This window comes from Anoxybacteroides rupiense, from assembly GCF_014196195.1.
Classification (GTDB): Bacteria; Bacillota; Bacilli; order Bacillales; family Anoxybacillaceae; genus Anoxybacteroides; species Anoxybacteroides rupiense.
In genome coordinates this window covers 57,614-83,967 of sequence record NZ_JACIDF010000003.1, presented here as the reverse complement: position 1 = coordinate 83,967, position 26,354 = coordinate 57,614, and the positions used below count along the sequence as shown (strand labels likewise).

Here is a 26,354-nt window from a genome sequence, read left to right as displayed (position 1 = left end):
TAAATGTTAAATAACATTATTTTGTAAAAGCTTGTCCAACTTGATAATCATCAGACAAAACTAAAATCCCTTTTTCTTGCGGAGCGTTTGGCAATTCAAGCTCGCGGGCGGAACAAATCATTCCGTAAGAAGGGACACCGCGCAATTCAGCTTCTTTAATGACAAGGCCGCTCGGCATAACCGCGCCAATTTTAGCTACTACCACCTTTTGCCCAGCATCCACATTCGGTGCTCCGCAAACAATTTGTAGCACTTCTGAGCCAACATCCACTTGGCATACGCTTAATTTATCCGCATTAGGATGTTTTTGTTTTTCTTTCACATATCCGACAACAAATTTGGGTGAAAAATCAGCTTCAATGAATTCCGTAAAGCCATTTTTCTCTAAAAGCTCATTGATGGCCTCAATTAACTGCTCGTCTACCTCCACCGCTGCATTTTCTTCAAAAGAGTAATGGTGAGAAACGTTAAAAATATTGTATCCTACTGTTTCGTTCGTCGTTTCGTCAAAGATGCGAACAATATCGCCCTTTTTTTCAAATGCGCGGCTTTCTGGGTTCATCGTCCTTAAAGAAATAAGCAACACATCGCCAATGCCTTCTCGATTATAAAATACGTTCATTGCACCTCTTCCTTTCTTTCCGACTACTGTTTTCCCTTATTTTTTCCTAATATAAAAACTGGTTCCAATTCGCCATTTTCATATAAAAATGATAGAGCGGTTACCGGCACATGGCCGCTTGCAAAAAAGCTCATTGTCAGCTGGGCAAGCACATCATATCCTGTTTCGTTTTGGATGTCGGCAACCACCAAAACGTCTTGATGAGGCACAGCCAGCACCATCGTTCCGGTGATTTTTTGGGCCATTTCTTCTAAAAAACGATCGTTTAAAATTCGGCTCGCATCATAGCCATCGTTTGTGTTCACAAAATAAAAACGATTTCCTGCCACTTCATCTTCTTTGACAGGAGTCTCTAAAGAACGGATGTTAAAGCGGGCAATCTCCTTGATTTGATGGACATCCCAATTTTCCTGCTCAATCAGCGTTTTGTCAATCAGACGATACGTGTTTCCTAAATCGAGCGCGTAGTAGATCCGTGTTTCAGCCGTATGCTCCTCGTAAATCAGCGGAATCCCGTCTTTTGTTTCTGTAGGAAACGAGGTAGAACGGATTACCGGATAAATGTCCTTTTCTTTCCCCGACAGCGTATGGGCTTCATGCATTGTATGGAGCGCTTGTTCAATATAATAGACAACCTCCTGAAGCGCTTCCTCCTGCTTTTCCTGCCATTTCGCAATAATGCCTGGCAACGAAACGGTGACACCTTTCTTGGTTTGCGAGTCTTCAATGCGAAGCGTATCCTTTTTGCTGTCAAACTGAAATGTCCAATCTTCACGCGCTAGCCGTTTTTCAATTTCTTTCGCCATTTTTTTACTATCCATTTGCATTTAGGGCTCCTTCACTGCAATCCTTGAATGAATTGCTCAATTTCCTCTTTTGTCTTTCTATCCTTGCTGACAAACCGTCCAAGTTCCTTTCCACGATCGTAAGCGACAAAGCTTGGAATGCCAAAAATATTTTCATCGGTACACACATCTAAAAGCTGGTCACGATCAATATAATAAAATTCGTAGTCAGAAAACTGTTGTTCAATTTCCGGCAAAAACGGTTCGATAAATCGGCAATCAGGGCACCATTCTGCTGAAAAAACGAAAATAGCCTTCTTTTCCTGTTTGATTGTTTGGTATTCTTTAGCTGTTTTAACCGTATTCATGATTTCTCCTCCTTTATTACTCCATTTTTCGTCCAAAACTCATACTGTCCTCTCAACAATTTAACAATATGGCTAAACATTTCGGTCCGATTCACGTAGCCATGTGTAAAAATACCGATGGCCCCTTCTTTTTGGCGGATATTTTGCTGACCAGTATAGGCTTCCATCACCTCGCCAAGCTCACGGCCGCTCCATACTCCTTCTGCCACCTCCAGCGGCAAAGGAATGCGTGCTCCCCCAGCGGAAACAACCATGCCATTCCGATCAACTAAAGCCCCCCAATTGCACACCCACAATTGGCTATCCGCCTCAACAACTCCTCCTTCAAGACCAATGGCGATATCTGCCTTCTCTTTCTCAAGTGCATGCTTCGCCCGATTGATCGCCCCTGCTCTTGTTTCTTCATCAGAAAAAGGTTGGGCAGCTACAGCAGAATCAACCTTTGTTGGTACAATTACATGGCGCTCATTGAAAAAAATAGCTTCGACAGCGGCTACCTTTGCTTGATTCGTTGTACCGACGGCAATTCTCATCATGTCATCCCCCTTTCACGGAAAAAGAGAAGCCTCATGAAGACTCCCCCTCAGTTTGCTTGACGAATGGACTCCACTGTCGACTGATCACATTGTTTCACTAACTCTATTAATAGCTGTTTAGCTGCGGCATAATCATCGACATGAATAATGGAAGCATGGGAATGAATATAACGAGAACAAATGCCAATAACAGCTGAAGGAATGCCGCTGTTGGCAATATGTACTCTCCCAGCATCTGTAGCTCCCGGAGAAATAAAAAACTGATACGGAATGCGATGCGTTTCAGCTGTATCGAGAACAAATTCGCGCATTCTCGGACTCATAATCATCGAACGATCATAGATGCGGACAAGCGCCCCTTTTCCGAGATGCCCAAATTCCTTTCGATCTCCTGTCATGTCATTGGCCGGGCTGGCATCCAATGCGAAAAAGATATGCGGCTGAATCATTTGGGCTGCTGTTTGTGCACCGCGCATTCCTACCTCTTCTTGCACGGTTGCCCCAGAGTACAAAACGTTAGGCAATTCCTCATTGTTTAATTCTTTTAACAGCTCAATGGCCAGCCCGCAGCCATATCGATTATCCCAAGCCTTCGCCAAAATTTTCTTCGGATTTTCCATTGGGGTAAATGGACAAATCGGCACAATTTGCTGGCCCGGCCGTATCCCCATGCGTTCCGCATCCTTCCGATCATCCGCCCCGATATCAATAAGCATATTTTTGATATCCATTGGTTTATTTCGCTGTTCCTCTCCAAGCAAATGCGGCGGAACAGATCCAATAACACCAATTACTGGCCCATGCTCTGTGATAATTTGTACCCGTTGTGCCAGCAGTACTTGGTTCCACCATCCGCCCAACGGCTGAAAACGGATCATTCCATTAGCAGTAATAGCCGTTACCATAAATCCCACTTCGTCCATATGACCAGCAACCATGACAATAGGCCCGTTTACATCGCCGCGTTTGACACCAAAAATACCGCCAAGCCGATCTTGTACGACTTCATCTGCATATTTCTGTAGTTCCTTTTTCATAAATTGCCGAACAAAACGCTCATTACCCGGTGCTCCCGGCAGTTCTGTTAATGTTTTGAACAGCTGAAGCGTTTCTACATTCATATGTTCCTAACCCCTTTTTCTTATGTCCTTTTTATTTTAGCGAACAACTCATATACTTTCCACTTTTCCCACATTTTTTTGAAAAATCAGGTATACTAAATAAAAGACCATGATTGAGGAGGGGAAAAAATGAGATGGAAAACATTTTTCGCAGGCGCCGCTGCCGGATTCGCAGCTGCTTATGCTGTCCAAGCCATGCGCGCACGCACATTCATTTCCTCAGAGAAGGCTCTCTCGTTGGCGAAAGCCGCTTTTCAACGCTCTGCTCCCATTAGTGGTTCGTGGATTCAGAGCGAACCAGAGACATACGAAAAAAACGGGCTTGTTTATAAAGTATATAAAGGCGGCATTTGCCGTGAGAATGAACAGTATGAAGTTTTCATCGACGCCTACACGGGAACCATTATTGACACATACAGACTTTCATGAAAAGAAATGAAGGACATCTCCTTTCGAGATGTCTCAGACTGTTAACAAATGCTTTTATGCTATGCCGCTGGCCTCGTTCGGCTTCGTTCCTTGTCTGTCAAGCATCTTCAAGCCATTCTGATACGAAAAAGTGGCCATCCATTGATGACAGTTAAAATAGTGGTAGACAAAGTAAACATGAACTTTGTCTACCACAGCGAATCTCTCCTATCGAGATGCCTTCTCTTTTTCACGTTCTCGCGCAACGCTCGCGATCATTTCACCTGCTTCATTCCATTTGATGGCTCGATAGTAAGCGTCATGATAAAAACTCAGCCACGCTTGTTGATCCACCGCATATGGAATCCATTTTTGCTTTTGAGCAATGGATGTCATCGGATAGTCATCGTACGCTAACACCCATAGTACGTTTTGATGAGCATGTGTCGGCATTAAATCCGCTAAGTGAACGAGCCGTTCTCCTTCAGATTCGATGTGAATGATCGAATGGCCGTCACTATGGCCTCCTGTATGGATCATTTTAATTTCTGAAACAATTTCTATTTCCTCGGCAAACGTGACCACTTGTTCAGCGATCGCTTCCCAATTTTCTTTCCAATATGTATTGCGTGAACGAATATTAGGCTCCCTCATTTCGTTCCATTCCACTTGTGATGTCACAATTTGAGCGTTTGGAAAAACGGAAGCAAACTGATTTCCTTGCCGTTTCGTTAGCCCGCAAGCATGATCAAAATGCATATGTGTCATCAAAACAAAATCGACATCATTTGGGGTCAATCCCAATTCATGAAGCGACTTCTCAATGCTTGACTCTTCCGTCACGCCAAAGTTGCGCTTCTGCTTATCCGTAAGCTTTCCATTGCCGACGCCAGAGTCGATTAAAATATTTTTGTTAGCCACTTGCAAAAGAAGCGGATCGGTCCGCAATTCAATTTGATTGTTGTCATTGCATGGATACTTTTTTGACCAGAGCGGCTTCGGAACAACCCCAAACATCGCTCCTCCATCTAAATGAGTCACCCCTCCGTTTAACCATGTAATTTGCACATTTCCCACCTTTAATCTTTCCATTTCCCATCACCTCCATTTATAGTGTAACATTTCGGTGAATTTTTCGAAAATAAAAAATAAGGCTGCCTCGATCTTTCGAAAGACAGCCTTATCATTATTTTGCCCGATACTTTACTTCACAGCGATAAATTCGATTGCCCTTGGCCGCAAACTTTTCTTCGTATTCTGTCATCATATTTCCGGAAAAATCGCTATGATGAAGGTCCAAACTGACATATGTCAGGAGCAAGCCATATTGTGAGAAGCTCATAAGGGAATACTCGAACAACCCTTGGTTGTCTGTCTTGAAATGGATTTCCCCTTCAGATACTAAGATTTGTTCATATAATTCAAGAAAGGAATGATGAGTTAACCTTCTTTTTTCATGGCGTTTTTTCGGCCAAGGATCAGAAAAGTTTAAATAAATTCGTTCTACCTCGCCATTTTCAAAAAAACTAGCCAAATCTTTGGCGTTGACATTCAACAGACGCAAATTTGGCAGATCGTTTTCGATTAATTTATCGAGAGCAGATACAATCACACTTTCATACAGCTCAATCCCAATGTAATTAATCTCTGGGTTCTCCTTAGCCATTCCTGTAATAAACTGACCTTTTCCCGTTCCAATTTCAATATGGATGGGATGATGATTTCCAAATAATTCATGCCATTTTCCTTTGTATTGCTCTGGGTTTGGAACCACATATTGCGGATAAGCAGAAATTTTCTCCTTCGCCCAAGGTTTGTTACGTAAACGCATGCCAACACCTCTGTTTTTTTATCATCGTTGTCAACAATATCATGAATACCGACCAGTGTGCAAGATCAAAAAGAAAGAGTCCGCCGATGGCGCTTGAAGCTAGATGGCGCCTTGCTTTTTCTAAATTCTGAGATCATAAAGAAAAACAGTCGCGGCAACGACTGCTTGAGAATTGTATAAAACCGAAATGGTCCGCACATAGTAAGAAAAAAAGGATGAGTGCGTATGCCTTTAAACCATAACGATCAAATGACCGTATTAAAAGATATTTTATCCAATCACCAAACCGATTGCTGCGGTACGATAGCAGAATGCGAACAAATTGAAAGGCTTGTCAAATCTTTAATGGGAAATGAACAAGTCGGGTCACATGTAAAAAATGTTTTGCCTTCCATTTACCATTATGGACAAGCAGGAAAGAACAGCCCCAATCTTGATTCTCACATTTCCTCGTATCAACAGCAGTTATCGGAATGGGTGGACCAGCTTACTTAGAAATTAATATCGTTTGAAGGAAATGCAGGGATTGCTGCATTTCTTTTTCTGCGCATTTTTCTTTTTGCCAACTAAGCGTCTGCAACGTCTGTACAACTGCATACCATTTCATGCGCACACCTAAATCATCGGTCAGCTCCACTCCATAAAAGTGAAGCCATTCTTCCCATTTTTCCTCCGGAATATACCAATATAAAAGCATTCCGATATCGATGGCTGGATCGGCGATCATCGCCTCGTCCCAATCGATTAAATAAAGCTGGCCATCATCAGCAAGCAGCCAATTATTATGGTTCATATCGCAATGGCAAACTGCCCATTCATTACATCGAATCGAAGGAAGCTTCTCCTCGAGCCACGCAAACGCTTGCTTGACAAGAGGCTCGTCGCTCCATCCGGTTAACATGGATCGCAGCTGTTCCATCATCATTTGCGGCGACAGCGGTTTTTTTCCTAATCGTTTTAACATTTCCAGCAAATCTTGAGAGCGATGAATTTTCCGCAATAAATTCGCTACTTGCTCGCTTCCCATATCATGCGGTTTAAGCTCTCTCCCGTCTAGCCATTGCTGGGCTGTAATTACATCTCCGTTTTCCATTCGCTTTGTCCAGACAAGCTTCGGAACGATTCCTTCTGCGGACAAAACAGCAAGAAAGGGAGAAGAATTACGCTTCAAAAATAATTTTTTTCCATTATGTTCAGCAACATATGCATCTCCAGTAGCCCCACCAGCCGGAGTGATATCCCACTCCTTTCCCAGTAACTGTTCCAACGAAGTTCACCTTCAACTCATAAAAAATAAGAGACAGCAATCACCTGATGTTTTATTTTCAGACAATAGCTGTCTTACTAGATTTTATATGTGATTTGCTTTTTTCGTCAAGTCAGTCATTTTCGTAAGAACAAACGTACTGATTCCCTGGACTTCAATCTCTTGTTTCACGGTGTATAAAGGAGTCGTTCCGCTCGCTGTGTGATCGCACACGACATGCCATTCCTCCTCATCCGGAAGGGGTAAGCGCTCTGTTGCTTCTTGATTATGATGAATGACCAAAATATCGCTCCATGGCCCATATTCTTGCACGGATTGAAGATGATAAGCAATGACAGATGGCGGAGTCGCTTCAACCAATCGAAGATGTTTTTCGATTTCGGCAGACGTTGAAAAGCGGAAAGCCCGATGAAGCTTGCGCAGTTGAATCAATCCTGCAACATACCGCACATCCTTCTCATACAGGCTTTTTTGCCTCCAATCAAGCTGGTTAATGGCATCCGGAGCATTATAGCTGTTTTCTATCCCTTGCTTCGTCCGATAAAATTCTTGGCCGCTATGCAAAAACGGAATGCCTTGCGAGAGAATAACAAAAGCGGTGGCCAGCTTTTGCCGTTTCTGACGAATCTCTTCACTTTCATCCGCATTGGACACGCTCATTTTATCCCAGAACGTGTGATTATCATGTGATTCAACATAATTGACCGCTTGCGTTGGGTTCAGAAACATCCCTGCTTCTTTTTTAATTCGCACATTGCCTTGGATCGCTCGCATCGCTTGCTCACGGAAAGCCATATTTCCTAATGCAAACCCCTTTTCATGAATAGCAAAGGTACTTCCTTTGACATGATCACGAAATCTGTCATTAAAATACGCAATACAAGGCAGCTTGTCAGCGTTGTTCATCGTAGCTTTTTGCTCAGCAGGAAGAGGGGTCGGCAAATCCCATCCCTCGCCAAGCAAAAGTGCGGACGGATCGAGCGCATGGACGACGGCCTCTACTTCTCTCATCGTCTCTATATCTAAAACTCCCATTAAGTCAAAACGAAATCCGTCCACCCCATACTCAGTCAGCCAAAAACGCACAGAGTCAACAATAAATTTTCGCACCATCCGTCGTTCCGATGCTATGTCATTCCCCACTCCTGTTCCATTGGATGGCATTCCATATAGATCATGTCGAAAATAATAACCAGGGACAATTTTTTCAAATGATGACTGCTCGCGAATATAGACATGATTATAAACAGCATCCATAATCACGCGAATTCCCTGTGCCTGCAAAGCACGGATCGCTTGTTTCAGCTCCTGAATCCGCGCATATGGATCAAACGGATTAGTGGCATAGCTCCCTTCAGGAGCGTTATAATGCAGCGGGTTATAGCCCCAGTTGTATTCCTTCAGCGGGTCTTTTTCATCTACTCCAGCAAAATCGTTAAATGGAAGCAGCTCTACATGCGTTACTCCTAGCTTCGCTAAATAGGAAAGGCCTGTAGTTGTATTATTTGGCCCGCTTGTTCCGAGCTCAGCAAGGCCTAAATATAACCCTTTGTGAGCCACCCCGCTATCTCCGTGAATGGTAAAATCGCGAATATGCACTTCATAAATAATCGCATCCGTCGGGGACGATAGCGGCGGCAGCGTTGACTTCGGCACATTTGTTTTCGTCAAATCGACGACAACCCCGTACTCTCCATTGACTGAAACAGCCATTGCGTATGGATCAACAGCCTCGCGCCAAACAAGGTTCACACATACTAAAAACGTATAATATCTTCCTTCAAGGTCTCCGGAAACTGTAGTCATCCATACTCCCTTTTCCATGCGCTGCAGCGGAATTTGCTCCTGCTTTCCTTCCGCCTCATCGAGCAATTTCACCTTCACCTCCGTCGCCGTGGGAGCCCAAAGCTTAAAAGTGGTTGCTTCTGGAGTATAGGTGATACCAAGGTCATTCCCTTCGTAATAAAACTGTTCATCAAATTCCGCGGTGCGAATGACTGCCCCGATTTGCAAATCGGTAAAAGCACCGTGATCATCATAAATAAGATATCTCTGCCCGATCTCGACAGCAAAATCGATCATACATTCATACTTAATACTCGTCCATAAATCTTCTCGCTTTGCCACTTGAAGCTGACATCGTTCCCCATTTGGCTTTTCGATAATAAAATTTCCGACCATTCCAGAATGATACGACTTCGGGACTAAAATCGTAATCACCGTCATCGCATCTAAATACGCTTCAAACGTTCGATGAACAGTTAACAAATTGGCACCTCCCAATATGAATAAACCCATTTTTTCATTTGTTTTGAGGATCAAGGAGGAAAAGACCTCGTACACGCTCTATTTTTTCCTTTCGCTGCTGAAAACTCCAACATCCCCTTAAAGCTGCTCGTCTTCTTTTTCCCACTCCCGCTCGTAATAATGGCTATAGCAGTGCTGCAATAAATGAGCGGCCGCTTTCAACTGAACGTGCTTAAGAGGAGCGGTCAATCCTCGCAATGAAGCAAACCACTGTTCATAGCTTCGTTTATCAATGAACTGCACATCGCTCGGTGCGTAACGGTAGTCAATATAACCGGAGCGGTTTAAAACCACCTTTTTAATGGGCAATTCGATTTGATAACGCTTATATAAATCCGAAATAATTTTTTCCATTCTCCGCAGAGAAAGAAGCGGATTCAACAGCTTTTTTTCATTTTCTCCGGCAATTTCTTTCCAAAATCGTTCCGCCGAGCCAACCATGATTTCTCCTTCCGCCAACGTAATACACCATGTGGCAGTCGGGCTCAATAAAATCACATCTAATTCGACAGGAGCGTTTTTCACTAAAACTACGGGCTTATATAAACATAAATACGTATCAGGAAAGCGTTGTAGAAAATATTTAAGCGGCTCTTCATAATAAAATTTTTTCTCAATCACTGATTCGTATTTCAAAGTTGAGCTTGCCCATTTCATTTGCAATTGGAATAATGTATCGAGAAATAGCAGTTTTAGATCATCAATGGTTTTAGGCTCTGTGATAAAGACTGAGGAAATAAAATCGTCCTCAGGGGAAGGGGTTGTTTTTACTTCCTCTTCCTGTTTCCATTCCGAACTTTGGAACCATCCTTTGACTGTTTGGAAAATAGAGCGCTTCTCCTCGAGCCATTCCCACGAATCATTGTCTGAGACATTTTGGCTTGCTTCTCCACTTTCCCATTGTTCCTTCACATTCTCCCATTGCTTTTTCTTGAGACGGATGAATTCACTCGCATAGCGGTATACATCGTTTTCATATCTTGAAATATAATCTTGAAGCTTGATTAATTGTCCCACACAAGCAACCCCCGAACTCATCAGTTTCTTTTTCTATCTTTCTATAATAAAACAGAAACAAATAATGGACAAAGGAAAGCAGCTAAAATAGCACTTAATGTCATCGCAATCGAGCTTATAGCGGCTGCTTCCTTTCCGATTTCCAACGCTTTAGCCGTTCCAACACCATGAGAAGCGGAGCCAAGCGCAATTCCAACACCAAGCGGATGCGTAATTTGCAAAGCCCGCAATAGAGGCGGTCCAAATACCGCTCCGAAAATCCCGGCAATCATCACATAAACAGCGGCTAAAGCCGGAATGCCGCCAATTTCCTTTGCAATATCCATGGCGATTGGCGAAGTGACGGATTTGGGAAGCAAAGAGAACAACACCTTTTTATTCAGATGAAACAAAACCGAAAAACAAGCTCCGCTTACAATCGCGATCATGGCGCCTGCACAAACCGCCTGAAAAATAGGCCAAAATTGACGCTTCAGCGTCTGACGATGATGGTAAAGGGGAAAGGCAAGAGCGACTACAGCAGGACCAAGCAATCGCCCAATCCATTTTCCTCCTTCCATATAGGTTTGATATGGAAGCTGAAACCACAACAAAACCGCAACGAGGGTCCCTGTAGTCGTAACAATCGGCAAAAGAAGCGGTGTATAAAAGCGAACATATAATTTTTTCATGACTTCATAAACAACAAGGGTTAATAAAATAAAGCCGACAGCTCTTTCCATTATCCATTCATCCCCTTTGTCTCCTGATGAATTTCTGTTTCTTTTTCGGCTTTTTTCGCTCGCCATTGCCCGATCGCACCGCTTGCTGTCATGACCATTACCGTGCTTATCATCACAACCGCGATCGACAGCAAGCCTCTTCCCTGAAAAAGGGAGAGGTAATCCGCAATTCCAACGGTGGACGGAACAAATAAAAGCGGTAAATACGACAACAGAAACTGGGCTCCGTCACCAAGCCAGCGCTCTTTGACGACGCCTGACATCAACAGGAAAAACAACAACAGCATCCCGATGATGCTGCCCAGAATCGGCAAATGAAACCAATGCTGCAGCCACACGCCGATCCCATACAGCCCATATAAACCAGCCACTTGTACTGCTATAATCAAGGCTCGTTTCATGCTGTTCCTCCCTTTCTAATGGCTGAGCGGAAATAAAGCAATGGCTTCATATTTGGGCACTCGGTCAAGATGCGTTCGATACAAAATCACTTCTTTCACAGTAAAACAGCCTTGAACACGCTCAAAGCTTTTTAACTTCTCTAATGAAAACTCTTCCTCCCCCTGCCATTTGCGGGCAATCGTAATATGCGGAGCAAATGGGCGTGCATCTAGCGTAAAACCAATATGTTCACATGCCCCATATACATCATTTCGCAGAGCAATAAGAGCCTGTTCTTGTTCCACCGTCTGCCACAGAATGCGCGGTGCCCGAGGCTGACCGAAAATTCCAATTTCCGCAAGCGTTAACGAAAAGCGTTCATGCTGTTGCCCGATTTCGTGTAATTTTTCGCAGACCGCTTCCCCCTTTTCCGTGGGCATCTCTCCTAAAAATGCCAAAGTTATATGGTAATCCTGCTGATGCACCCATGTGCGAAACGGGAAATGCGATTTCACGCTTTCACTCCATTTTGCCAGCTGCTCCTTTATCTTTTCTTCTAATGTAACGGCGATAAAATAATGCGTCTTGATCATCAGCTTTTACTCCCATCTACAATAACATTTGATTTTCTAGATTTTATCAAATTCTATTGGATAAAAAAAGGACATCCCTTAAGAGATATCCTTCATCCTTTTCCTGTCCCATAATGCGATGATGGCTAAAATGGCTAAACCAGCCACTGTTAATAGGCTAAAAAACCAATAAATATCACTGGCATGGCTCGTGTCTAAAATGTAGCCGCCGATCACTGTACAAAACCAGCTGCCCAGTCCATTGCTGACTGCTGAATATAGCGAAACAGCCGTCACTCGAACGCTCTCCGGTGCCGTTTCCCGTACGTATTGCAAAGCTACTGGAATAAATAAGCCTACAGAAAGGCCTTGAGCAATGGTGGTCACATAAATGAGCCAAAGCGGCGGCTCAAAGAAATAAAAGAACCAACGCAACGCTGAAACAGTCGCAGCAAAGGCTAAAATCGTGATCATGCCATACCGACGGATCAGTTTGTCTGTCATTTTCATAAACGGCGCTTCACTTCCAGCAGCCAATAAAAAGGCAAAACCGACCCCTGTCAGCGTCCCACCCATTTCTTCCACAAACACCCCGAAATAAAAGTTGTTTGCATAAATCGGACCGAATACGAGAAAGGCCGCCGCTAAAAACAAAACAAACTTTGGAATTTTAAACAATTGCGCCATTCCGCGCACAACGGCTGTATTCATGGAATGACCTTCACGCGGCAGCTTCCAAGCAAGACCAGCTGACAATAACAACATAAAAGTGAGTATATAAAAAATAGCAACAAGGGAGAACGTTTCCGAAAGCCAGCCGCCGACAAGCCCTGCAAAAGCAAAGCCGATGGATCCCCATAAACGTATCGATCCATAATTTCCTGATGTTTTTTGCACATAATTTAATGTAATGCTATCAGAAATCGGTACAATCGCGCTTTGGGTAAAAGCTAACAGAACAGCCATAACCACAATCCACGTATATTGATGCACCGAAGAGTACATAACGCTAAATAAAGCTGTAAGCACAAACGCTGTCGTGAGCACGGTCACTGGCTTTTTCGTATAATCGCAAATCATTCCCCAAAGCGGTTGAATAAAAATGGTCACAATCGGACTTATCGACATAATCATCCCAATTTCCGTTCCTGAAAGCTTCATTTCATTTTTAAAATAAACAGATAACAAAGGAAAGAATGCCCCAAAACCAAAAAATGTACAAAAATAAACAAGTAAAAATACGATTTTCAATGGCAATATCTCGCGCCTTGCCGAGACCTCCATACTCCCCACGTCCTTTCATTCAGAAAAAACACCGCCCAGCACGGAGCGGTTATGGTTTCTTTCTATTGTAATGCATTTTGAAAAGCTTTTCATTTCGCAAGTTCATAAATGGCCTGAGCATAAATCGCTGTTGCCTTCAACAAATCGTCAATGATCATGTACTCATCCTTTTGATGAGCGACATCCGGTCTTCCCGGAAAAAGCGGTCCAAACGCTACTCCCGCTTCTAGAGAACGGGCATACGTTCCACCGCCAATCGAAAGAAGCGCCGCACGTTCTCCAGTTTGCTCTTCATATACACGCTGCAGCGTTTGAACAAGCATATGACGGCGATCGACATAATGCGGTTTGGAATCGCTAAAATGGGTAAGAGAAAACCCGTATGGTTTTGCTGTTTGCTCAATCACTTGCTTTGTTTGTTCCAAATCGTTCGTTACCGGATAGCGCAAATTGATTCCGATCCTACCTCCCTTGCCCGCATGGTAGGAAAGAATGCCGACATTCACCGTAAGATCGCCGGTCATATCGTCAGAATAAGCAATCCCGAGCTTTTTCCCGCGAGAATCATCACGAAAGTAACGATCAAGAAATTGGACAAATGCTTTTGCTTGAGCATCAAGCGGCATATTCGCTAAAAAAGCAGCAAGCAACACTCCCGCATTCTTTCCTTGATCCGGTTCCATCGCATGGGCTGAAACTCCTTCCACCTGCAACGTTATTCCGTGCTCATGATTGATCGCTTTTCCCTTTACATGAAAGTCTGTTAGAAATTGCTGAAAACGCTGTTCCATCTCAAGAAGCAGCTTTGTTTCCGCGCGCAATTCCGCTACAGCCAAATCAGGAACCATATTATAACGTCTTCCTGCTTCTAACGATTCAAGCCGAATGCTTCCATTCTCATTGTCGGCCGCTGTGATTTGCTCCAAATTCAAATCAACAATTCCTTTTTCAGCGTAAATAATCGGAAAGTCTGCATCCGGCGCAAATCCCATTGTCGGCATTTCTTCGTGCTGAAAATAATGATCTACGCAGCGCCATTCGCTTTCCTCATCTGTCCCAATAATCATGCGCACGCGCTTATGAAGCGGCAAGCCAAGCTCCTTCACAATCTTCATCGCGTAAAACGCTGCCATCGTCGGCCCTTTATCATCAATCGCCCCGCGCGCATATATTTTTCCGTCGCGAATGTCCGCAGCAAACGGATCACTTGTCCAACCGTCGCCAGGCGGAACTACATCAACATGGCATAAAATGCCGATTAATTCATCCCCCTCTCCCATTTCTAAATGACCGGCAAATCCGTTCACATTCTTAACAAGAAATCCTTCCTTTTGTCCCTTTTTAAGCAAAAATTGCAGCGCTTCATCTACCTCCTTTCCAAAAGGCTGCGAGGCAGTCGCGCTTTTTTCATCCAACACGCTCGGTATTCTTAAAAATTCTTGTGTATCACGAATCAGTTCATCTTTTCTTTTAAGCACTTCTTCCAGCCAATTGATTTGCATATCTGCCACCTCATTTCATGGTCTCTTTTGCTAATAAAAAAATAAAAATAAGTAAAAAGAGGTAAAAACAAACAATAATAAACATTTGTGTCACATTATATCTTGTATATAGTAGCTTGCCCCCGACAGCAGAAAAAATGGAGCGACTTCTTTTTCATCAGCGCTCTAAGTTCTATTTCCTCATTGTATGTAGCAGAAAAAGCTTATTTTGGTTCATAAAACCATGTTTTTTTCAATCATAACACAATCAAGTAAAAACAAACATATTTGTTACAAACAAATGAAAAATGTTGAAATATTTTGTAAATCACAATAAATGTGTAGCATGTTTTGGTCTATTTCGTGTAAAATAGTAGTAAAAGAAAAACAACTAGATATAATCTCTCATCTTAGAAGCAGCGATGATGTTGTGCCATGCGAATTATGTAAGGATAGGGAGTGGTCTTTTGAAACCTTCTACTCATCGGATGCTAACGCGGATTAAGTCTGTTTACATGTTTATCAGCGAGAGAGGAACTGTAACGACGCAAGAGCTCGTTGATGAATTCGGCATCACTCCAAGGACAATTCAGCGTGATTTGAACGTGTTAGCATATAATGACCTAGTTCGCAGCCCCAGCAAGGGCAAATGGACGACAACCAATAAGAAGGTGAGGATGTCCTCTTAAGTCGGTCATTAGAAAAAAGGTGAGAGGTTATAAAAAACAAAACGGTAATTAGCCTCAACATACCGTAACTACGAATGTAAGATAATGGATATAGAAAAGGAACCTTATGCAAGATTTAAAGGTTCCCTTTTTTTATTTCATATGCTGAAGCATTTTTCAGCCTCTCTATTTCCTCTTCTGTTAATTCTCGATACTCCCCAAGCGCCAGCAACGGATCAAGCGCAAGCGGGCCCATTTGAATGCGCTTCAGATAGACAACGCGCTTGCCGACTGCCTGAAACATGCGCTTCACTTGATGAAATTTTCCTTCCGTAATGGTCACTTCGACATCCGAACGAATCCCCGCTTTTAAAATCACCAATTCAGCCGGCTTGGTTTCATACCCATCATCCAAAATGACACCGCGACGAAATGCGGCAATATCCTCCTCGTTGACTTCACCATCAATAACAGCAAAATAGGTTTTTGGCACATGCTTTTTCGGAGACAGCAGCTGATGGGCAAGCTGCCCGTCATTTGTTAATAAAAGCAACCCTTCTGTATCTTTATCGAGCCGTCCTACTGGAAATGGCGCAAAGATTTGATCTTCTTCTTCAAGCAAATCGACTACCGTTTCTTCCATGTCGTCTTCAGTTGCTGAAATTACTCCGGGCGGCTTGTTCATCATCAAATAAACAAATTCTTTATACTCTACCTCTTCTCCCCAAACCGTAACGATTTGCTTCTCTGGATTCACCTGTGTTTTTGGATCTTTCACGATGACACCATCTATTGTTACTACGCCGGACTTCAGCAGTTTTTTTACTTCTTTGCGCGTTCCATATCCCATGTTCGCTAACATTTTATCAATCCGTAAACTCAACATAAACGCTCCTTTCCCATTTTATCGAAAGTATGAATTTAGACGTTTGCCTAGTCCGCATCTCCCCATCCTTACATACAATACTTAAGAATAATAAAGAAAGGGGAATTTGCCCATGAGCAATTACTATCAATATTACTACCAGCAGCAGCCATATACAGGAGGATTTCCAGACTATCCAGCGGAGGCGGACACCGGATATGACAACCGATTCCCTACTAGTCCAGCTCCAAGCGGCTATCCAGGCGGTTATCCTGGACATTCGGGAACGCTGGAACAACGCTTAAATCGAATAGAACGAACACTTGAACGGCAAGGCGAGCAAATTAACCGACTTAATCGCCGTCTTCAACGCGTCGAGCGTCGTCTTGGCATTCCTCCTACAGGTCAATTTTAAAATGAGACAAAAGAAGGCAGGTCACGAAACCGCCTTCTTTTTCCGTTGTAAAAAGGCAAAACGATTGCCAAATAAAGAGGAAATGAGCCCGAGCCGCTCGCTGATAAGGAAATATACCCCAGCACCAACCGTCGCACAAATGATCACAATGACCACTGATTCGCCTTTTCCGCCGTTATAATGGAACAGCCATTGACATAAATGAAGCATAACAACCGCTCCGATCGACATAATCGCTGTCAAAATCATGACTAAAATCGTGCGCCGAATAACGAAATTGTAACGGTATTTTGTGTATTTTTGGATAATGAATAAATTAAACACGACCGAAAGAAAATATCCGAACGTAGTAGCTAAAATCGCTCCAATGGTAGCGAACTTTGTAATGAAAAAAGTATTTAGTGAAAGCTTGACTAATAATCCAAGCGTCAAGCTTATGACTGTAAAGCGCTGCTGGTTGATGCCCTGCAATACGGCAGCGGTAACAGAAAACATCGCGAATAAAATCGCCGCCGGCGCATACCAGCGAAGCACTTGCTCCCCGAGCGGATCGTAGTTGTAAAACGCCGCATACATCGGCTCTGCCAAAATGGCCATCCCGACGACCGCAGGAACTGTTAAAAACATCACCACTTGAAACGTCTGGTTTAAATATTTGCGAAACGATTTCCGGTCACCGGAGATATAAGCTTTCGTAATCGTTGGAATCAACGTCAAACCAAATGATGTCGCCAGTGTCACTGGAATAATGACAAGCTTTTGCGCCCATACATTAAAAATGGAATACGCTTCTTCGGAAATTTTCGCAAGTCCGATGCTGGCCATCGCCCGGTTAAAGGTAAATTGGTCAATCAGTTGATAGAGCGGTGTCGCGAGCCCAACAAACACAAACGGAGCGGCATACATAATTAATTCTTTATACATATCTTTTAAAGAAGGATGAAGCTGTCCCCGGTCTTGTGTGAGCAATTCGGCTAAATACTCTTTACGCTTCCACCAATACCAAATTAATATGGCAAATCCGCCTAGAGCGCCAATAAATGCCGCAAATGTCGCCAAGCTGATCGCTGTGACAAGCGACCCATGCAAAACACGCAGCACGATGTAACAGCTGGCCAACAGAAAAATAATGCGGATCAGCTGTTCCACTACCTGCGACGCAGCGGTCGGTCCCATTGACTCGTGCCCTTGGAAAAATCCGCGGATTAAACTCATCACTGGCACGATCATTAAAGCGAAGCTGACAGCGCGAATGACGGTGACAACATCAGCAACGGAATTTCCCTCTACTTGTTTATCAATCACAAATGGAGCGATCCAAGGTGCGATCGTATAAAGAATCGCACAGGCGGCAATGCCGGTGATCGTCATTAGCAATAGCCCCGAGCGAAACAGCCGATAGCCCGTGCCGTATTCCCCTAGCGCATTGTATTTTGAAACAAATTTCGAAACCGCAAGCGGCACTCCCGCTGTAGCAAGGCTGATAAAAATTTGGTACGGCACATATCCATACGAATAAAGCGCTCCACCCCGTTCTCCGACAAGCGGATAAAACGGAATGACATACACTAAACCAAGAATGCGCGACAGCATCACACCCGCTGTCAAAATAAATGTTCCACGCAGCAATTTTGAAGCTGACATAACATCCCTTCCCTAGAGTGCATCTTTTCACAACTACTGTATTTTATCACATTTGCGGGCAAGTCGAGAAATTTTCATCTCTCGACTATAATAGAAAAAGAAAGGTTGGTGAAGCAAGTGAAGTATGATGTCATTGTGATCGGAGGCGGACCATCGGGATTAATGGCAGCGATTGCGGCCGGTGAGCAAAAAGCGAATGTCCTTCTTATAGATAAAGGGGACAAGCTGGGGCGCAAGCTTGCGATTTCTGGAGGCGGACGCTGCAATGTGACCAATCGGCTGCCTGTTGAGGAAATCATCAAGCATATTCCAGGAAATGGCCGTTTTCTGTATAGCGCGTTTTCGATCTTTAACAATGAAGACATTATTCAATTTTTTGAGCGGCTTGGCGTTTTGCTGAAAGAAGAAGACCATGGCCGAATGTTTCCTGTATCCGATCATGCACAATCTGTTGTCCAAGCGCTAGTCAATGAACTGGACAATCTTAAAGTACATATTCGCCTGAATACACCAGTTGCTGATGTAGAATATGAAAATGGAAAAGCGGTCGGCGTTACGTTAAAAAATGGAGAATTTATTGCCGCCAACAGCGTCGTCGTCGCCGTTGGCGGAAAATCCGTTCCTCATACGGGATCGACAGGAGACGGCTATGCATGGGCGAAAAAAGCCGGGCATACCGTAACAGAACTATTTCCGACAGAGGTGCCGATCATCTCCAATGAATCATTTATTCAAGAGCGCATATTGCAAGGACTCTCCCTGCGCGATATCGCATTGAGCGTTCTGAATCAAAAAGGAAAAACGGTTGTGACCCATCGAATGGATATGATTTTTACCCATTTTGGTATCTCCGGTCCGGCTGCGCTCCGCTGCAGCCAATTTGTCGTGAAAGAGCGAAAAAAAGCAAATGCGGTAACGATGAGTATCGATGCGCTTCCTGACGAAAACGAAGAAATGCTGTTTCAGCGCGTGGTTGCTGCCATCAAAAATGAGCCGAAAAAAGCGATCAAAAATCTCTTAAAAGGACTCCTTCCCGAACGCTATTTATTATTTTTATTAGAAAAAAACCATATAGATCCACAAGCATCGGCAAGCACGCTCGCTCATGAAAAGATTCGCGCCTTTATCTCAAGCTGCAAGCATTTTATGTTCCATGTCCACGGCACTTTGCCAATCGAAAAAGCGTTTGTGACGGGCGGAGGTGTATCGGTAAAGGAGATCCATCCAAAAGAAATGGCATCCAAGCTAATGGAGGGTCTTTATTTTTGCGGCGAAATTTTAGATATTCACGGCTACACGGGTGGATATAACATTACAGCCGCCCTTGTCACCGGACGGCTTGCGGGAATGAATGCGGCAAAACATGCTTTACTACATCGGGCTTAGCCATTTTCGCTAGGCCCGATAAATGACCATCGCTGAAAAGCAGTAAATCTGCTCCCCCTCTGACTCCATTAGAGCCACATCATATTTAATGTCGATAAGCTGTCCTTCTTTTAATCCTGATAAAAATTGATTGACGGATATTTCTAAATCTTTTTCATGCTCTTCATCAAATAATTTTACTTTGTACATTTTGCTTCGATCATCTCCCTTAGTCCTTTTTCATTTAGCCCTTTCTGGCAAAATTGAAAGGAAATCCGTTTCAACCGCTTTGTGCGGTCAATGATCTGGCCAAGATGATAGGAGGTGTGTTCCACTACATGATACATCCGATGCATATCGACTCCCTGATCCCATTCCAGCCGTTTTTCCACCTCCACTCGCCATTCATTGAATATTTCTTGCACATATTCGCATAATTCCCCGGAAGTCCAGTGACCATTTGGAAAATATTCTTCCATTCCATTAGAAAATTGGACCGTTGGATTCGAAAGTTGCAACGCGTTTCTGTGAATATGCTCACAAATATGCAAAATGATTCCGCCAATCGAATGGCTTTCTTCCGTTTCGCAACACCATATTTCGTTTTCGTCCAAGCATTGAATAGCCGCCAGCAGCTTCGGCAAATAATGATCGCACATTCGATGAAGCGAAATATGCAGAAATAGTGGTAAGCTACGTTCTAGGCCCATTTTCATTCTCCTTTCTATCTAATCAACTTGCTTCTTACACGCGATCACTGCAAATGTATTGTTTATTTCCTTAAAGATATCGATTTTCCTCCTTCTGTTTTGGAAGAATCAAACGACAATATTTTGCTTTTTTTCACTACTGAATTAAAATATTGATAAAATATTTTCTTAACAAGTTTTTTTCACTCATTTTTCATCTCTTTTTAATATCGAACATGCCATGAACATCCGTAAATCGAATATATTGATTTATTTCCCATGATTATTAACAGTCCATGAAACCGCTATTTAGCTGCTATTTTTCCTACTCAAGACCAAACAAAAAATAGTTGACTGCATTTTTTAGTTTGATTTGAATATTAATATGATTAGGAATATAATGGTGACTAAGCGAAGGAATTTTTCATTTTTTGAAATTGCTTAGCAGCCTAACATTTTCTCAATATAGCTAATTCATTTCATGTATAGAAACCATTGAAAGAACCTATTTTCATACGCTAGACAATCTGTTCTTTTTCAACTAAAAGCGGCAACACCTATGACTATCATCTTATTTTAAGAGATAGACACGAAATATGCGTTATATGGCCATATTGAGAAAATGTCGTCGAAAAGACCTAGCTACCAAAAGAGGAATGCCTTTATTTTCTCAATATAAAAAAAGGGGGGTAGGCATTGATTTATGTACATTTTGGGAGATAATATAGATATAGATATCGGGATGATCATCGCGATTAATCGTCAGCAAAAAGGCATGACACAAGAAGAACTATCCAAAGGAATATGTTCCGTTCCGTATTTAAGCAAGATTGAAAACAACAAAATTACTGCCAATGAAGAAATTATTGTGCTGTTATTGTCGAGATTAGGTCTCAGCTATGACAACATCGTTTCTGAGCAAAAGCAATTAAACGAGGATATTTTGGCATGGTATCAGGCGATTATCGATCGCGACACGAACCAAGCAGATCAATATGCTCAATCTTTGTCTGAAAAAATCGAATTTATCGAAAATATCAATCTCGTTATTCATTACAAGCTTACTTTATTGCGTTACCATCTTTATAAAAATCAGCTATCCTCCGCCTTAGAATTGATCGATTATTTCACCAAGATTAAAGGAAAGCTGACAAATGGGCAGTTGCTTTACTTCTATTGCTTTTACGGCATTTATTTATGCATGAATCAGCAATACGAAGAAGGAATCCAAAAATTCGAAATGGCCAAAAGCATTAGCGATAAAATGCGCTATACTGAGCCTGAGTTAATCTATTATTTAGCATTGACTTACTGTCATTTATATCGCCCTTCATTAACATTAATATATGGGCATCAGGCACTGGAATTATTCAATACTTCTTCATATTATTTAAGAAGTATTGACTGCCAAATGATGATTGGCATTAGCTACGTGATGATTCGACAGTTTCATCAAGCAAAATATTACTTTGATAATATTTTAAATATTTCAAGAAAGCTAAAATTGCCTGATATTATTGGGAAAGCATTGCATAATCTTGGCTATTTATATACAACAAAAGAGGATTCATCTAAAGCGATTGATTATTATTTAAAAAGCCTGAACTATGAGAAAGATGAGCTTGATTACTTAACAACTACTTACTACTTAGCTAAAGAATATGTTTTAATTAATGATATCGCTTCAGCAACAAAATGGATTGCCGATGCACTTAAAAGGTTAGAACAATCTCCTATCGTTGAACATTTGTTGCACAAATTTTATTGCTTACATCTAGAGATAGCAGGAAAAGAGGAAGAACTAAAAACATATCTTGAACAAACCGTTATTCCTTTTTTCGAAAAAACCTATGACTGGATGTATTTGACCGACTGCTATGAAAAATTGGCGGATATGTACGCCAAGCAGTTTTTCTATAAAAAAAGCAGTCATTACTATCAATTAGCTAATAAAAAAAGAAAACAATATATTATTTAAAAGTTAAAGGAGGAAATCATATGAAAAGAAAGATTTTCGCTTCAATTCTTGCCCTTGTAACCGTATTGGGAGTAGGATTGGCTGTATCAAATGACGGTCAATCCAAAGGCACTCCGGTGCAACCAAACATCGTTTATCCTAACTATTGATCTAAACCTTTTAAAACTTTCAGCGACATTTTTTAGGCTGATGTCATTATCTGACATCAGCCTCTTTTTTGATTGCGGCATTTTATTCTACTTCTCCCTCCCATGCCAGCATGCCGCCGACCATATTGCAAACGCTGTAGCCCAGTTCCTGAAGATAACGGCAAACATTTTCGCTGCGCACCCCAGAACGGCAAATAAAAATGTATTCCTCTTCCTTATTGAACTCTTCTAGACGATGTGGAATCTCGCCCATTTTTATATGTTTCGCTCCCGGAATCATGCCATACGCTACTTCTTCGTCTTCACGCACATCGATTAAATTTAATTTTTCCCCTTTTTCCAGCCTTTGTTTAAGTTCCTCTGCTGTTATTTCTTTCACTTCTTCCATTTTTTTTGCTCCTTTCTTTTTAAAGCAAGTCCCTCACTCTTTCAGGCTGTGAGGGACTTGCTTTTGATTAATTGACCACAATATTGACTAGTTTACCTGGAACGGCAATCACCTTACGTATCGTTTTTCCGTCGAGCTGTTCTTTCACTTTTGCGTCCTCCAAGGCGATTTGCTCCATTTGTTCTTTCGAAGCATCCGCTGGAACATGGAGCTTCGCGCGCACTTTGCCGTTCACCTGTACGACGATTTCTATCTCATCTTCGACTAATTTTGTTTCATCATACACAGGCCATGCTTCATACGCAATCGTATTTGTATGGCCAAGCTTTTCCCATAGCTCTTCGGCAATATGCGGACACACTGGAGATAACAATTTCACAAACCCTTCCATATACGCTTTTGGTAGAACAGGGGCTTTATACGCTTCGTTAATAAAGACCATTAATTGGGAAATCGCCGTATTGAAACGAATGGCCTCGTAGTCCTCAGTGACTTTCTTCACTGTCTGATGGTATACTCGCTCAAGCGTATCCCCTTCTGCCTGAACGACGATTTTCGGATTGAGCTCGCCATTTTCCTCAACAAATAATCGCCATACACGATCCAAGAAGCGGCGGGCACCATCCAGACCTTTTGTCGACCAAGCGATCGATGCTTCGAGCGGCCCCATAAACATTTCATATAAACGCAATGTATCGGCCCCATGGCTTTCGATAATATCGTCTGGATTGACGACATTTCCTTTTGATTTACTCATTTTTTCGTTATTTTCGCCAAGAATCATTCCTTGGTTAAAGAGCTTTTGGAATGGCTCTTTTGTCGGCACCACGCCGATATCATATAAAAATTTATGCCAAAAGCGCGCATACAATAAGTGCAGCACCGCATGCTCAGCTCCGCCGATATAAATGTCGACCGGCAGCCATTTTTGCAATTTTTCAGGATCAGCCAGCTGCTCGCTGTTGTGCGGATCAATATAGCGCAAGTAATACCAGCAGCTTCCCGCCCATTGCGGCATTGTATTCGTTTCTCGGCGGCCTTTTTTGCCTGTTTGCGGATCCACGACATTGATCCAATCTTCGATATTCGCAAGCGGCGATTCGCCTGTTCCTGACGGTTTAATTTCATTTGTTTTCGGAAGCATCAGCGGAAGCTCTTCCTCTGGCACTGGCGTCGTCGTACCATCTTCCCAATGGATGATCGGAATGGGTTCGCCCCAATAACGCTGGCGGCTAAAAAGCCAGTCGCGAAGGCGATAGGATACTTTCTTCTCTCCTTTTCCGTTTTCTTCAAGCCATTCAATCATTTTCTTAATGGCTTCTTCTTTATTTAAACCGTTTAAAAAGCCGGAGTTCATATGCTCGCCATCGCCTGTATACGCTTCTTTTGTCACATCGCCGCCCGCGACGACTTCCTTAATCGGTAAGTTGAATTTTTTCGCAAATTCATAGTCGCGTTCATCATGTGCTGGCACCGCCATAATCGCGCCTGTGCCGTAGCTCATTAACACATAATCAGCAATCCAGATTGGCAATTTTTCTCCATTTACTGGATTGACCGCATAAGCGCCTGTAAATACACCTGTTTTTTCTTTCGCTAAATCCGTTCGCTCAAGATCGCTTTTGCTTTGAATTTGCTGCAAATAGGCTTCTACTGCTTCTTTTTGCTCAGGTGTCGTAATTTGGGCTACGAGCGGATGCTCAGGAGCAAGCACCGCATACGTTGCGCCAAACAATGTATCCGGACGCGTGGTAAATACGGTAAATGTCTCGTCATGTCCGTCGACGGCAAAATGGACATTGGCTCCTTCTGAACGGCCAATCCAGTTGCGCTGCATTTCTTTAATGCTTTCTGGCCAATCCAGTTCCTCCAAATCCTCAAGCAAGCGATCTGCATAAGCTGTAATGCGAAGCATCCATTGCTTCATCGGCTTGCGGATTACCGGATGCCCACCACGTTCGCTTTTTCCATCAATAACCTCTTCATTCGCCAAAACCGTTCCAAGCGCCGGGCACCAATTGACAGGCACTTCATCAATGTAGGCTAAGCCTTTTTCATAAAGCTTTAAAAAAATCCATTGTGTCCATTTGTAGTAATTTGGATCAGTTGTATTGACTTCGCGATCCCAATCATAAGAAAATCCTAGCGATTTAATTTGCCGGCGGAAGTTATTAATATTTTGTTCCGTAAACTTGGCCGGATCGTTTCCAGTATCTAACGCATATTGCTCAGCTGGCAAGCCAAACGCATCCCACCCCATTGGATGAAGCACGTTATATCCTTGCATGCGCTTCATTCGCGCTAAAATGTCAGTCGCTGTGTATCCTTCTGGATGCCCGACATGAAGGCCGGCTCCCGAAGGGTAAGGAAACATATCAAGCGCATAAAATTTTTTCTTTCCTTCCTCTTCGCTCGTCTTAAATGTTTTGTTTTCTTCCCAATATTTTTGCCATTTTTTCTCAATATCAAGATGATTAAAGCTCATGTCACGTCCTCCCATCTTTCTGCTTCTATTTCCACAGTGTTAACAAAAAAGAAAATAAAAAACCCCTCGCCCTTCACAAGGGACGAGAGATTGAACTTCCCGCGGTACCACCCTGTTTAGCGCACAAAAAACGTGCGCTCACTCGATTCCTTAACGCAGATTCACGGCGAACATTATTAGGCAAAACAGCCGTTCATATTCGCAACTCAAAGGCGAGTTCATGAACAAACTTCGGTTGACTTGCACCATCCGTCAACTCTCTGCATTCCGTATTGCTCACTACTAATCCTTTTCACTGTTATTTGACAATATTTTATTATAATCATTATTTTAAGAAATTTATCAGCTTGTTGCAAGTAAAGGAAAAAAATAAATGAGGCCCATCCTCTACCCCTCTTTTTCCTGTTATTCCTTTGCCCACATTTCTTCCGGATTTAGCTCATAAATGCCATTTTCGCGATACATATAGTTATGAATAATAAATTCGCGGCGAATCGCCGCATAGTCATCATGAAATTTTTTAATATACTCATTTAACTGCTTTTCTTCATATTTCTCTCCTTTTTTCAGGCCTTTTAGCATGTGCTCCAGTACGATCAGTTTCTTTTTGCGTTGAGCTGGAAGATGCTTCAGCCGTCCTTCGCACGTGAAGAAATGGTCAATAACCTTTTGCCGTTCTGCCGCTTCTTTTCTATCTTTTTCCTTCTCCGCTTGCTCCGTTAAATCCGTTAACGCTGCTGCGTAATGATCCATCACTGGCTTATTTAAATAAAAATAAATGGTATTGCCGTCGCGCCGTTGATAAACGACATTCACTTCTCTTAGTTTATGCAAATGATGGGTAATGGTCGGGGGAGTCAAGCCAAGTTTTCCTGCGATTGCCTGTCCATGCAATGGCCCCTCAGCAAGCAGCTTTATCATGCGCAAGCGCGTCGGGTCACCCATCGTTTTAAAAAAGCTCACTAACCGGCTTAATTGCATCGGTTACGCCTCCTTTTCATCTGTC

The 26,354-nt window shown here is 42.7% G+C and carries 30 protein-coding genes and 1 other annotated feature; of the genes, 7 read left to right on the top strand and 23 right to left on the bottom strand.

Translation table 11 applies throughout. From position 1 onward, the window contains the following. Positions 1-16: 16 nt before the first annotated feature. From ytpR to GGQ95_RS06380, 5 genes are read right to left on the bottom strand one after another with little or no spacing between them, the layout of a single operon-like run. Positions 17-622, bottom strand: coding sequence for a YtpR family tRNA-binding protein (ytpR, locus tag GGQ95_RS06400; protein ID WP_044745896.1), 606 nt, complete (start codon positions 620-622; stop codon positions 17-19). Between the two features lie 23 nt (positions 623-645). Next, positions 646-1,443 (bottom strand): DUF1444 domain-containing protein, encoded by a 798-nt coding sequence (locus GGQ95_RS06395; protein WP_044745978.1) that lies wholly within the window; start codon positions 1,441-1,443, stop codon positions 646-648. 17 nt (positions 1,444-1,460) lie between these two features. Beyond that, complete coding sequence (locus GGQ95_RS06390; RefSeq protein ID WP_080862048.1) at positions 1,461-1,775, bottom strand: thioredoxin family protein; 315 nt, start codon at positions 1,773-1,775, stop codon at positions 1,461-1,463. Further along, positions 1,772-2,311: a DUF84 family protein gene (locus tag GGQ95_RS06385; protein ID WP_044745894.1), complete on the bottom strand. Its 540-nt coding sequence runs from the start codon at positions 2,309-2,311 to the stop codon at positions 1,772-1,774. Before GGQ95_RS06385 ends, GGQ95_RS06390 begins: the two co-directional genes overlap by 4 nt. A gap of 47 nt (positions 2,312-2,358) precedes the next feature. Next, a complete protein-coding gene (locus tag GGQ95_RS06380) occupies positions 2,359-3,432 on the bottom strand; it encodes a M42 family metallopeptidase (protein ID WP_044745893.1) in 1,074 nt (357 codons plus the stop codon). A 129-nt stretch (positions 3,433-3,561) separates the two neighbouring features. Between GGQ95_RS06380 and GGQ95_RS06375 the strand changes: the two genes are divergently transcribed. Continuing rightward, positions 3,562-3,861: a PepSY domain-containing protein gene (locus GGQ95_RS06375; RefSeq protein WP_066150131.1), complete on the top strand. Its 300-nt coding sequence runs from the start codon at positions 3,562-3,564 to the stop codon at positions 3,859-3,861. Positions 3,862-3,915: 54 nt separating this feature from the next. Here the strand turns inward: GGQ95_RS06375 and GGQ95_RS06370 are convergent, their stop codons facing one another. The 3 genes from GGQ95_RS06370 to trmB all read right to left on the bottom strand — a co-directional run bounded on the left by GGQ95_RS06370 (position 3,916) and on the right by trmB (position 5,671). Further along, a complete protein-coding gene (locus tag GGQ95_RS06370; RefSeq protein ID WP_156450547.1) occupies positions 3,916-4,056 on the bottom strand; it encodes a hypothetical protein in 141 nt (46 codons plus the stop codon). A 12-nt stretch (positions 4,057-4,068) separates the two neighbouring features. Next, complete coding sequence (locus tag GGQ95_RS06365) at positions 4,069-4,932, bottom strand: YtnP family quorum-quenching lactonase (RefSeq protein WP_066150128.1); 864 nt, start codon at positions 4,930-4,932, stop codon at positions 4,069-4,071. 94 nt (positions 4,933-5,026) lie between these two features. Then, positions 5,027-5,671 (bottom strand): tRNA (guanosine(46)-N7)-methyltransferase TrmB, encoded by a 645-nt coding sequence (gene trmB / locus GGQ95_RS06360; RefSeq protein WP_066150125.1) that lies wholly within the window; start codon positions 5,669-5,671, stop codon positions 5,027-5,029. 225 nt (positions 5,672-5,896) lie between these two features. On the opposite strand from trmB, the gene GGQ95_RS06355 reads away from it, so the two are divergent. Then, entirely contained in the window at positions 5,897-6,166 is a 270-nt protein-coding gene (locus GGQ95_RS06355; RefSeq protein WP_066150122.1) for a YtzH-like family protein, read from the top strand. On the opposite strand, the gene GGQ95_RS06350 is transcribed toward GGQ95_RS06355, so the two are convergent. The 8 genes from GGQ95_RS06350 to pepV all read right to left on the bottom strand — a co-directional run bounded on the left by GGQ95_RS06350 (position 6,159) and on the right by pepV (position 14,723). Then, positions 6,159-6,938: a phosphotransferase family protein gene (locus tag GGQ95_RS06350; protein ID WP_066150118.1), complete on the bottom strand. Its 780-nt coding sequence runs from the start codon at positions 6,936-6,938 to the stop codon at positions 6,159-6,161. The two genes, GGQ95_RS06355 and GGQ95_RS06350, sit on opposite strands and share 8 nt — an antisense overlap. Before the next feature lie 84 nt (positions 6,939-7,022). Next, the gene (gene pulA, locus GGQ95_RS06345; protein WP_080862047.1) at positions 7,023-9,206 is read right to left on the bottom strand and encodes a type I pullulanase; all 2,184 of its coding nucleotides are present in this window, start codon (positions 9,204-9,206) and stop codon (positions 7,023-7,025) included. Between the two features lie 117 nt (positions 9,207-9,323). Then, on the bottom strand, positions 9,324-10,262 hold the full coding sequence (locus GGQ95_RS06340; RefSeq protein WP_159720278.1) for a nuclease-related domain-containing protein: 939 nt from the start codon (positions 10,260-10,262) through the stop codon (positions 9,324-9,326). 41 nt (positions 10,263-10,303) lie between these two features. Beyond that, the gene (locus tag GGQ95_RS06335; RefSeq protein ID WP_159720279.1) at positions 10,304-10,984 is read right to left on the bottom strand and encodes an LrgB family protein; all 681 of its coding nucleotides are present in this window, start codon (positions 10,982-10,984) and stop codon (positions 10,304-10,306) included. After that, positions 10,984-11,385, bottom strand: a complete 402-nt coding sequence (locus GGQ95_RS06330) for a CidA/LrgA family protein (RefSeq protein ID WP_183186504.1) — start codon at positions 11,383-11,385, stop codon at positions 10,984-10,986. Before GGQ95_RS06330 ends, GGQ95_RS06335 begins: the two co-directional genes overlap by 1 nt. Positions 11,386-11,400: 15 nt before the next feature. Beyond that, positions 11,401-11,958, bottom strand: coding sequence for an RNA 2',3'-cyclic phosphodiesterase (gene thpR / locus GGQ95_RS06325; protein ID WP_183186503.1), 558 nt, complete (start codon positions 11,956-11,958; stop codon positions 11,401-11,403). 78 nt (positions 11,959-12,036) lie between these two features. Further along, the gene (locus tag GGQ95_RS06320; protein ID WP_183186502.1) at positions 12,037-13,221 is read right to left on the bottom strand and encodes an MFS transporter; all 1,185 of its coding nucleotides are present in this window, start codon (positions 13,219-13,221) and stop codon (positions 12,037-12,039) included. Positions 13,222-13,310: 89 nt separating this feature from the next. After that, positions 13,311-14,723 carry a dipeptidase PepV gene (gene pepV, locus GGQ95_RS06315; protein ID WP_183186501.1) on the bottom strand — a complete coding sequence of 471 codons (1,413 nt, stop codon included), beginning with the start codon at positions 14,721-14,723 and terminating at the stop codon, positions 13,311-13,313. A 446-nt stretch (positions 14,724-15,169) separates the two neighbouring features. Here pepV and GGQ95_RS06310 point away from each other — a divergent pair, with 446 nt between their 5' ends. Further along, positions 15,170-15,391 (top strand): DeoR family transcriptional regulator, encoded by a 222-nt coding sequence (locus tag GGQ95_RS06310; RefSeq protein WP_080862041.1) that lies wholly within the window; start codon positions 15,170-15,172, stop codon positions 15,389-15,391. A 115-nt stretch (positions 15,392-15,506) separates the two neighbouring features. Here the strand turns inward: GGQ95_RS06310 and GGQ95_RS06305 are convergent, their stop codons facing one another. Next, a complete protein-coding gene (locus GGQ95_RS06305; protein ID WP_183186500.1) occupies positions 15,507-16,253 on the bottom strand; it encodes a pseudouridine synthase in 747 nt (248 codons plus the stop codon). Between the two features lie 115 nt (positions 16,254-16,368). Here GGQ95_RS06305 and GGQ95_RS06300 point away from each other — a divergent pair, with 115 nt between their 5' ends. Continuing rightward, positions 16,369-16,650 (top strand): hypothetical protein, encoded by a 282-nt coding sequence (locus GGQ95_RS06300; RefSeq protein ID WP_183186499.1) that lies wholly within the window; start codon positions 16,369-16,371, stop codon positions 16,648-16,650. A gap of 21 nt (positions 16,651-16,671) precedes the next feature. Here the strand turns inward: GGQ95_RS06300 and GGQ95_RS06295 are convergent, their stop codons facing one another. Then, complete coding sequence (locus GGQ95_RS06295) at positions 16,672-18,294, bottom strand: putative polysaccharide biosynthesis protein (RefSeq protein ID WP_183186498.1); 1,623 nt, start codon at positions 18,292-18,294, stop codon at positions 16,672-16,674. Positions 18,295-18,411: 117 nt separating this feature from the next. Here GGQ95_RS06295 and GGQ95_RS06290 point away from each other — a divergent pair, with 117 nt between their 5' ends. Beyond that, positions 18,412-19,680, top strand: a complete 1,269-nt coding sequence (locus GGQ95_RS06290; RefSeq protein WP_183186497.1) for a BaiN/RdsA family NAD(P)/FAD-dependent oxidoreductase — start codon at positions 18,412-18,414, stop codon at positions 19,678-19,680. Positions 19,681-19,689: 9 nt separating this feature from the next. On the opposite strand, the gene GGQ95_RS06285 is transcribed toward GGQ95_RS06290, so the two are convergent. Both GGQ95_RS06285 and GGQ95_RS06280 read right to left on the bottom strand, forming a co-directional pair. Continuing rightward, the gene (locus GGQ95_RS06285; protein WP_044745878.1) at positions 19,690-19,869 is read right to left on the bottom strand and encodes a sporulation protein Cse60; all 180 of its coding nucleotides are present in this window, start codon (positions 19,867-19,869) and stop codon (positions 19,690-19,692) included. Beyond that, positions 19,857-20,369, bottom strand: coding sequence for a DinB family protein (locus GGQ95_RS06280; RefSeq protein WP_244963620.1), 513 nt, complete (start codon positions 20,367-20,369; stop codon positions 19,857-19,859). The genes GGQ95_RS06285 and GGQ95_RS06280 overlap by 13 nt, the downstream gene beginning before the upstream one ends. Before the next feature lie 682 nt (positions 20,370-21,051). On the opposite strand from GGQ95_RS06280, the gene GGQ95_RS06275 reads away from it, so the two are divergent. Together GGQ95_RS06275 and GGQ95_RS18585 are read left to right on the top strand one after the other, a co-directional pair. Beyond that, positions 21,052-22,326 (top strand): helix-turn-helix domain-containing protein, encoded by a 1,275-nt coding sequence (locus tag GGQ95_RS06275; RefSeq protein WP_183186495.1) that lies wholly within the window; start codon positions 21,052-21,054, stop codon positions 22,324-22,326. A gap of 20 nt (positions 22,327-22,346) precedes the next feature. Next, a complete protein-coding gene (locus GGQ95_RS18585; RefSeq protein ID WP_280528787.1) occupies positions 22,347-22,475 on the top strand; it encodes a hypothetical protein in 129 nt (42 codons plus the stop codon). 82 nt (positions 22,476-22,557) lie between these two features. On the opposite strand, the gene GGQ95_RS06270 is transcribed toward GGQ95_RS18585, so the two are convergent. The 3 genes from GGQ95_RS06270 to GGQ95_RS06260 all read right to left on the bottom strand — a co-directional run bounded on the left by GGQ95_RS06270 (position 22,558) and on the right by GGQ95_RS06260 (position 26,329). Further along, entirely contained in the window at positions 22,558-22,863 is a 306-nt protein-coding gene (locus GGQ95_RS06270) for a rhodanese-like domain-containing protein (protein WP_183186494.1), read from the bottom strand. A gap of 67 nt (positions 22,864-22,930) precedes the next feature. Further along, positions 22,931-25,348 (bottom strand): leucine--tRNA ligase, encoded by a 2,418-nt coding sequence (gene leuS / locus GGQ95_RS06265; RefSeq protein ID WP_183186493.1) that lies wholly within the window; start codon positions 25,346-25,348, stop codon positions 22,931-22,933. A 75-nt stretch (positions 25,349-25,423) separates the two neighbouring features. Beyond that, positions 25,424-25,653 (bottom strand) — a binding site (T-box leader). 100 nt (positions 25,654-25,753) lie between these two features. Further along, the gene (locus GGQ95_RS06260; RefSeq protein WP_159720284.1) at positions 25,754-26,329 is read right to left on the bottom strand and encodes a DUF2087 domain-containing protein; all 576 of its coding nucleotides are present in this window, start codon (positions 26,327-26,329) and stop codon (positions 25,754-25,756) included. Positions 26,330-26,354 lie beyond the last annotated feature (25 nt).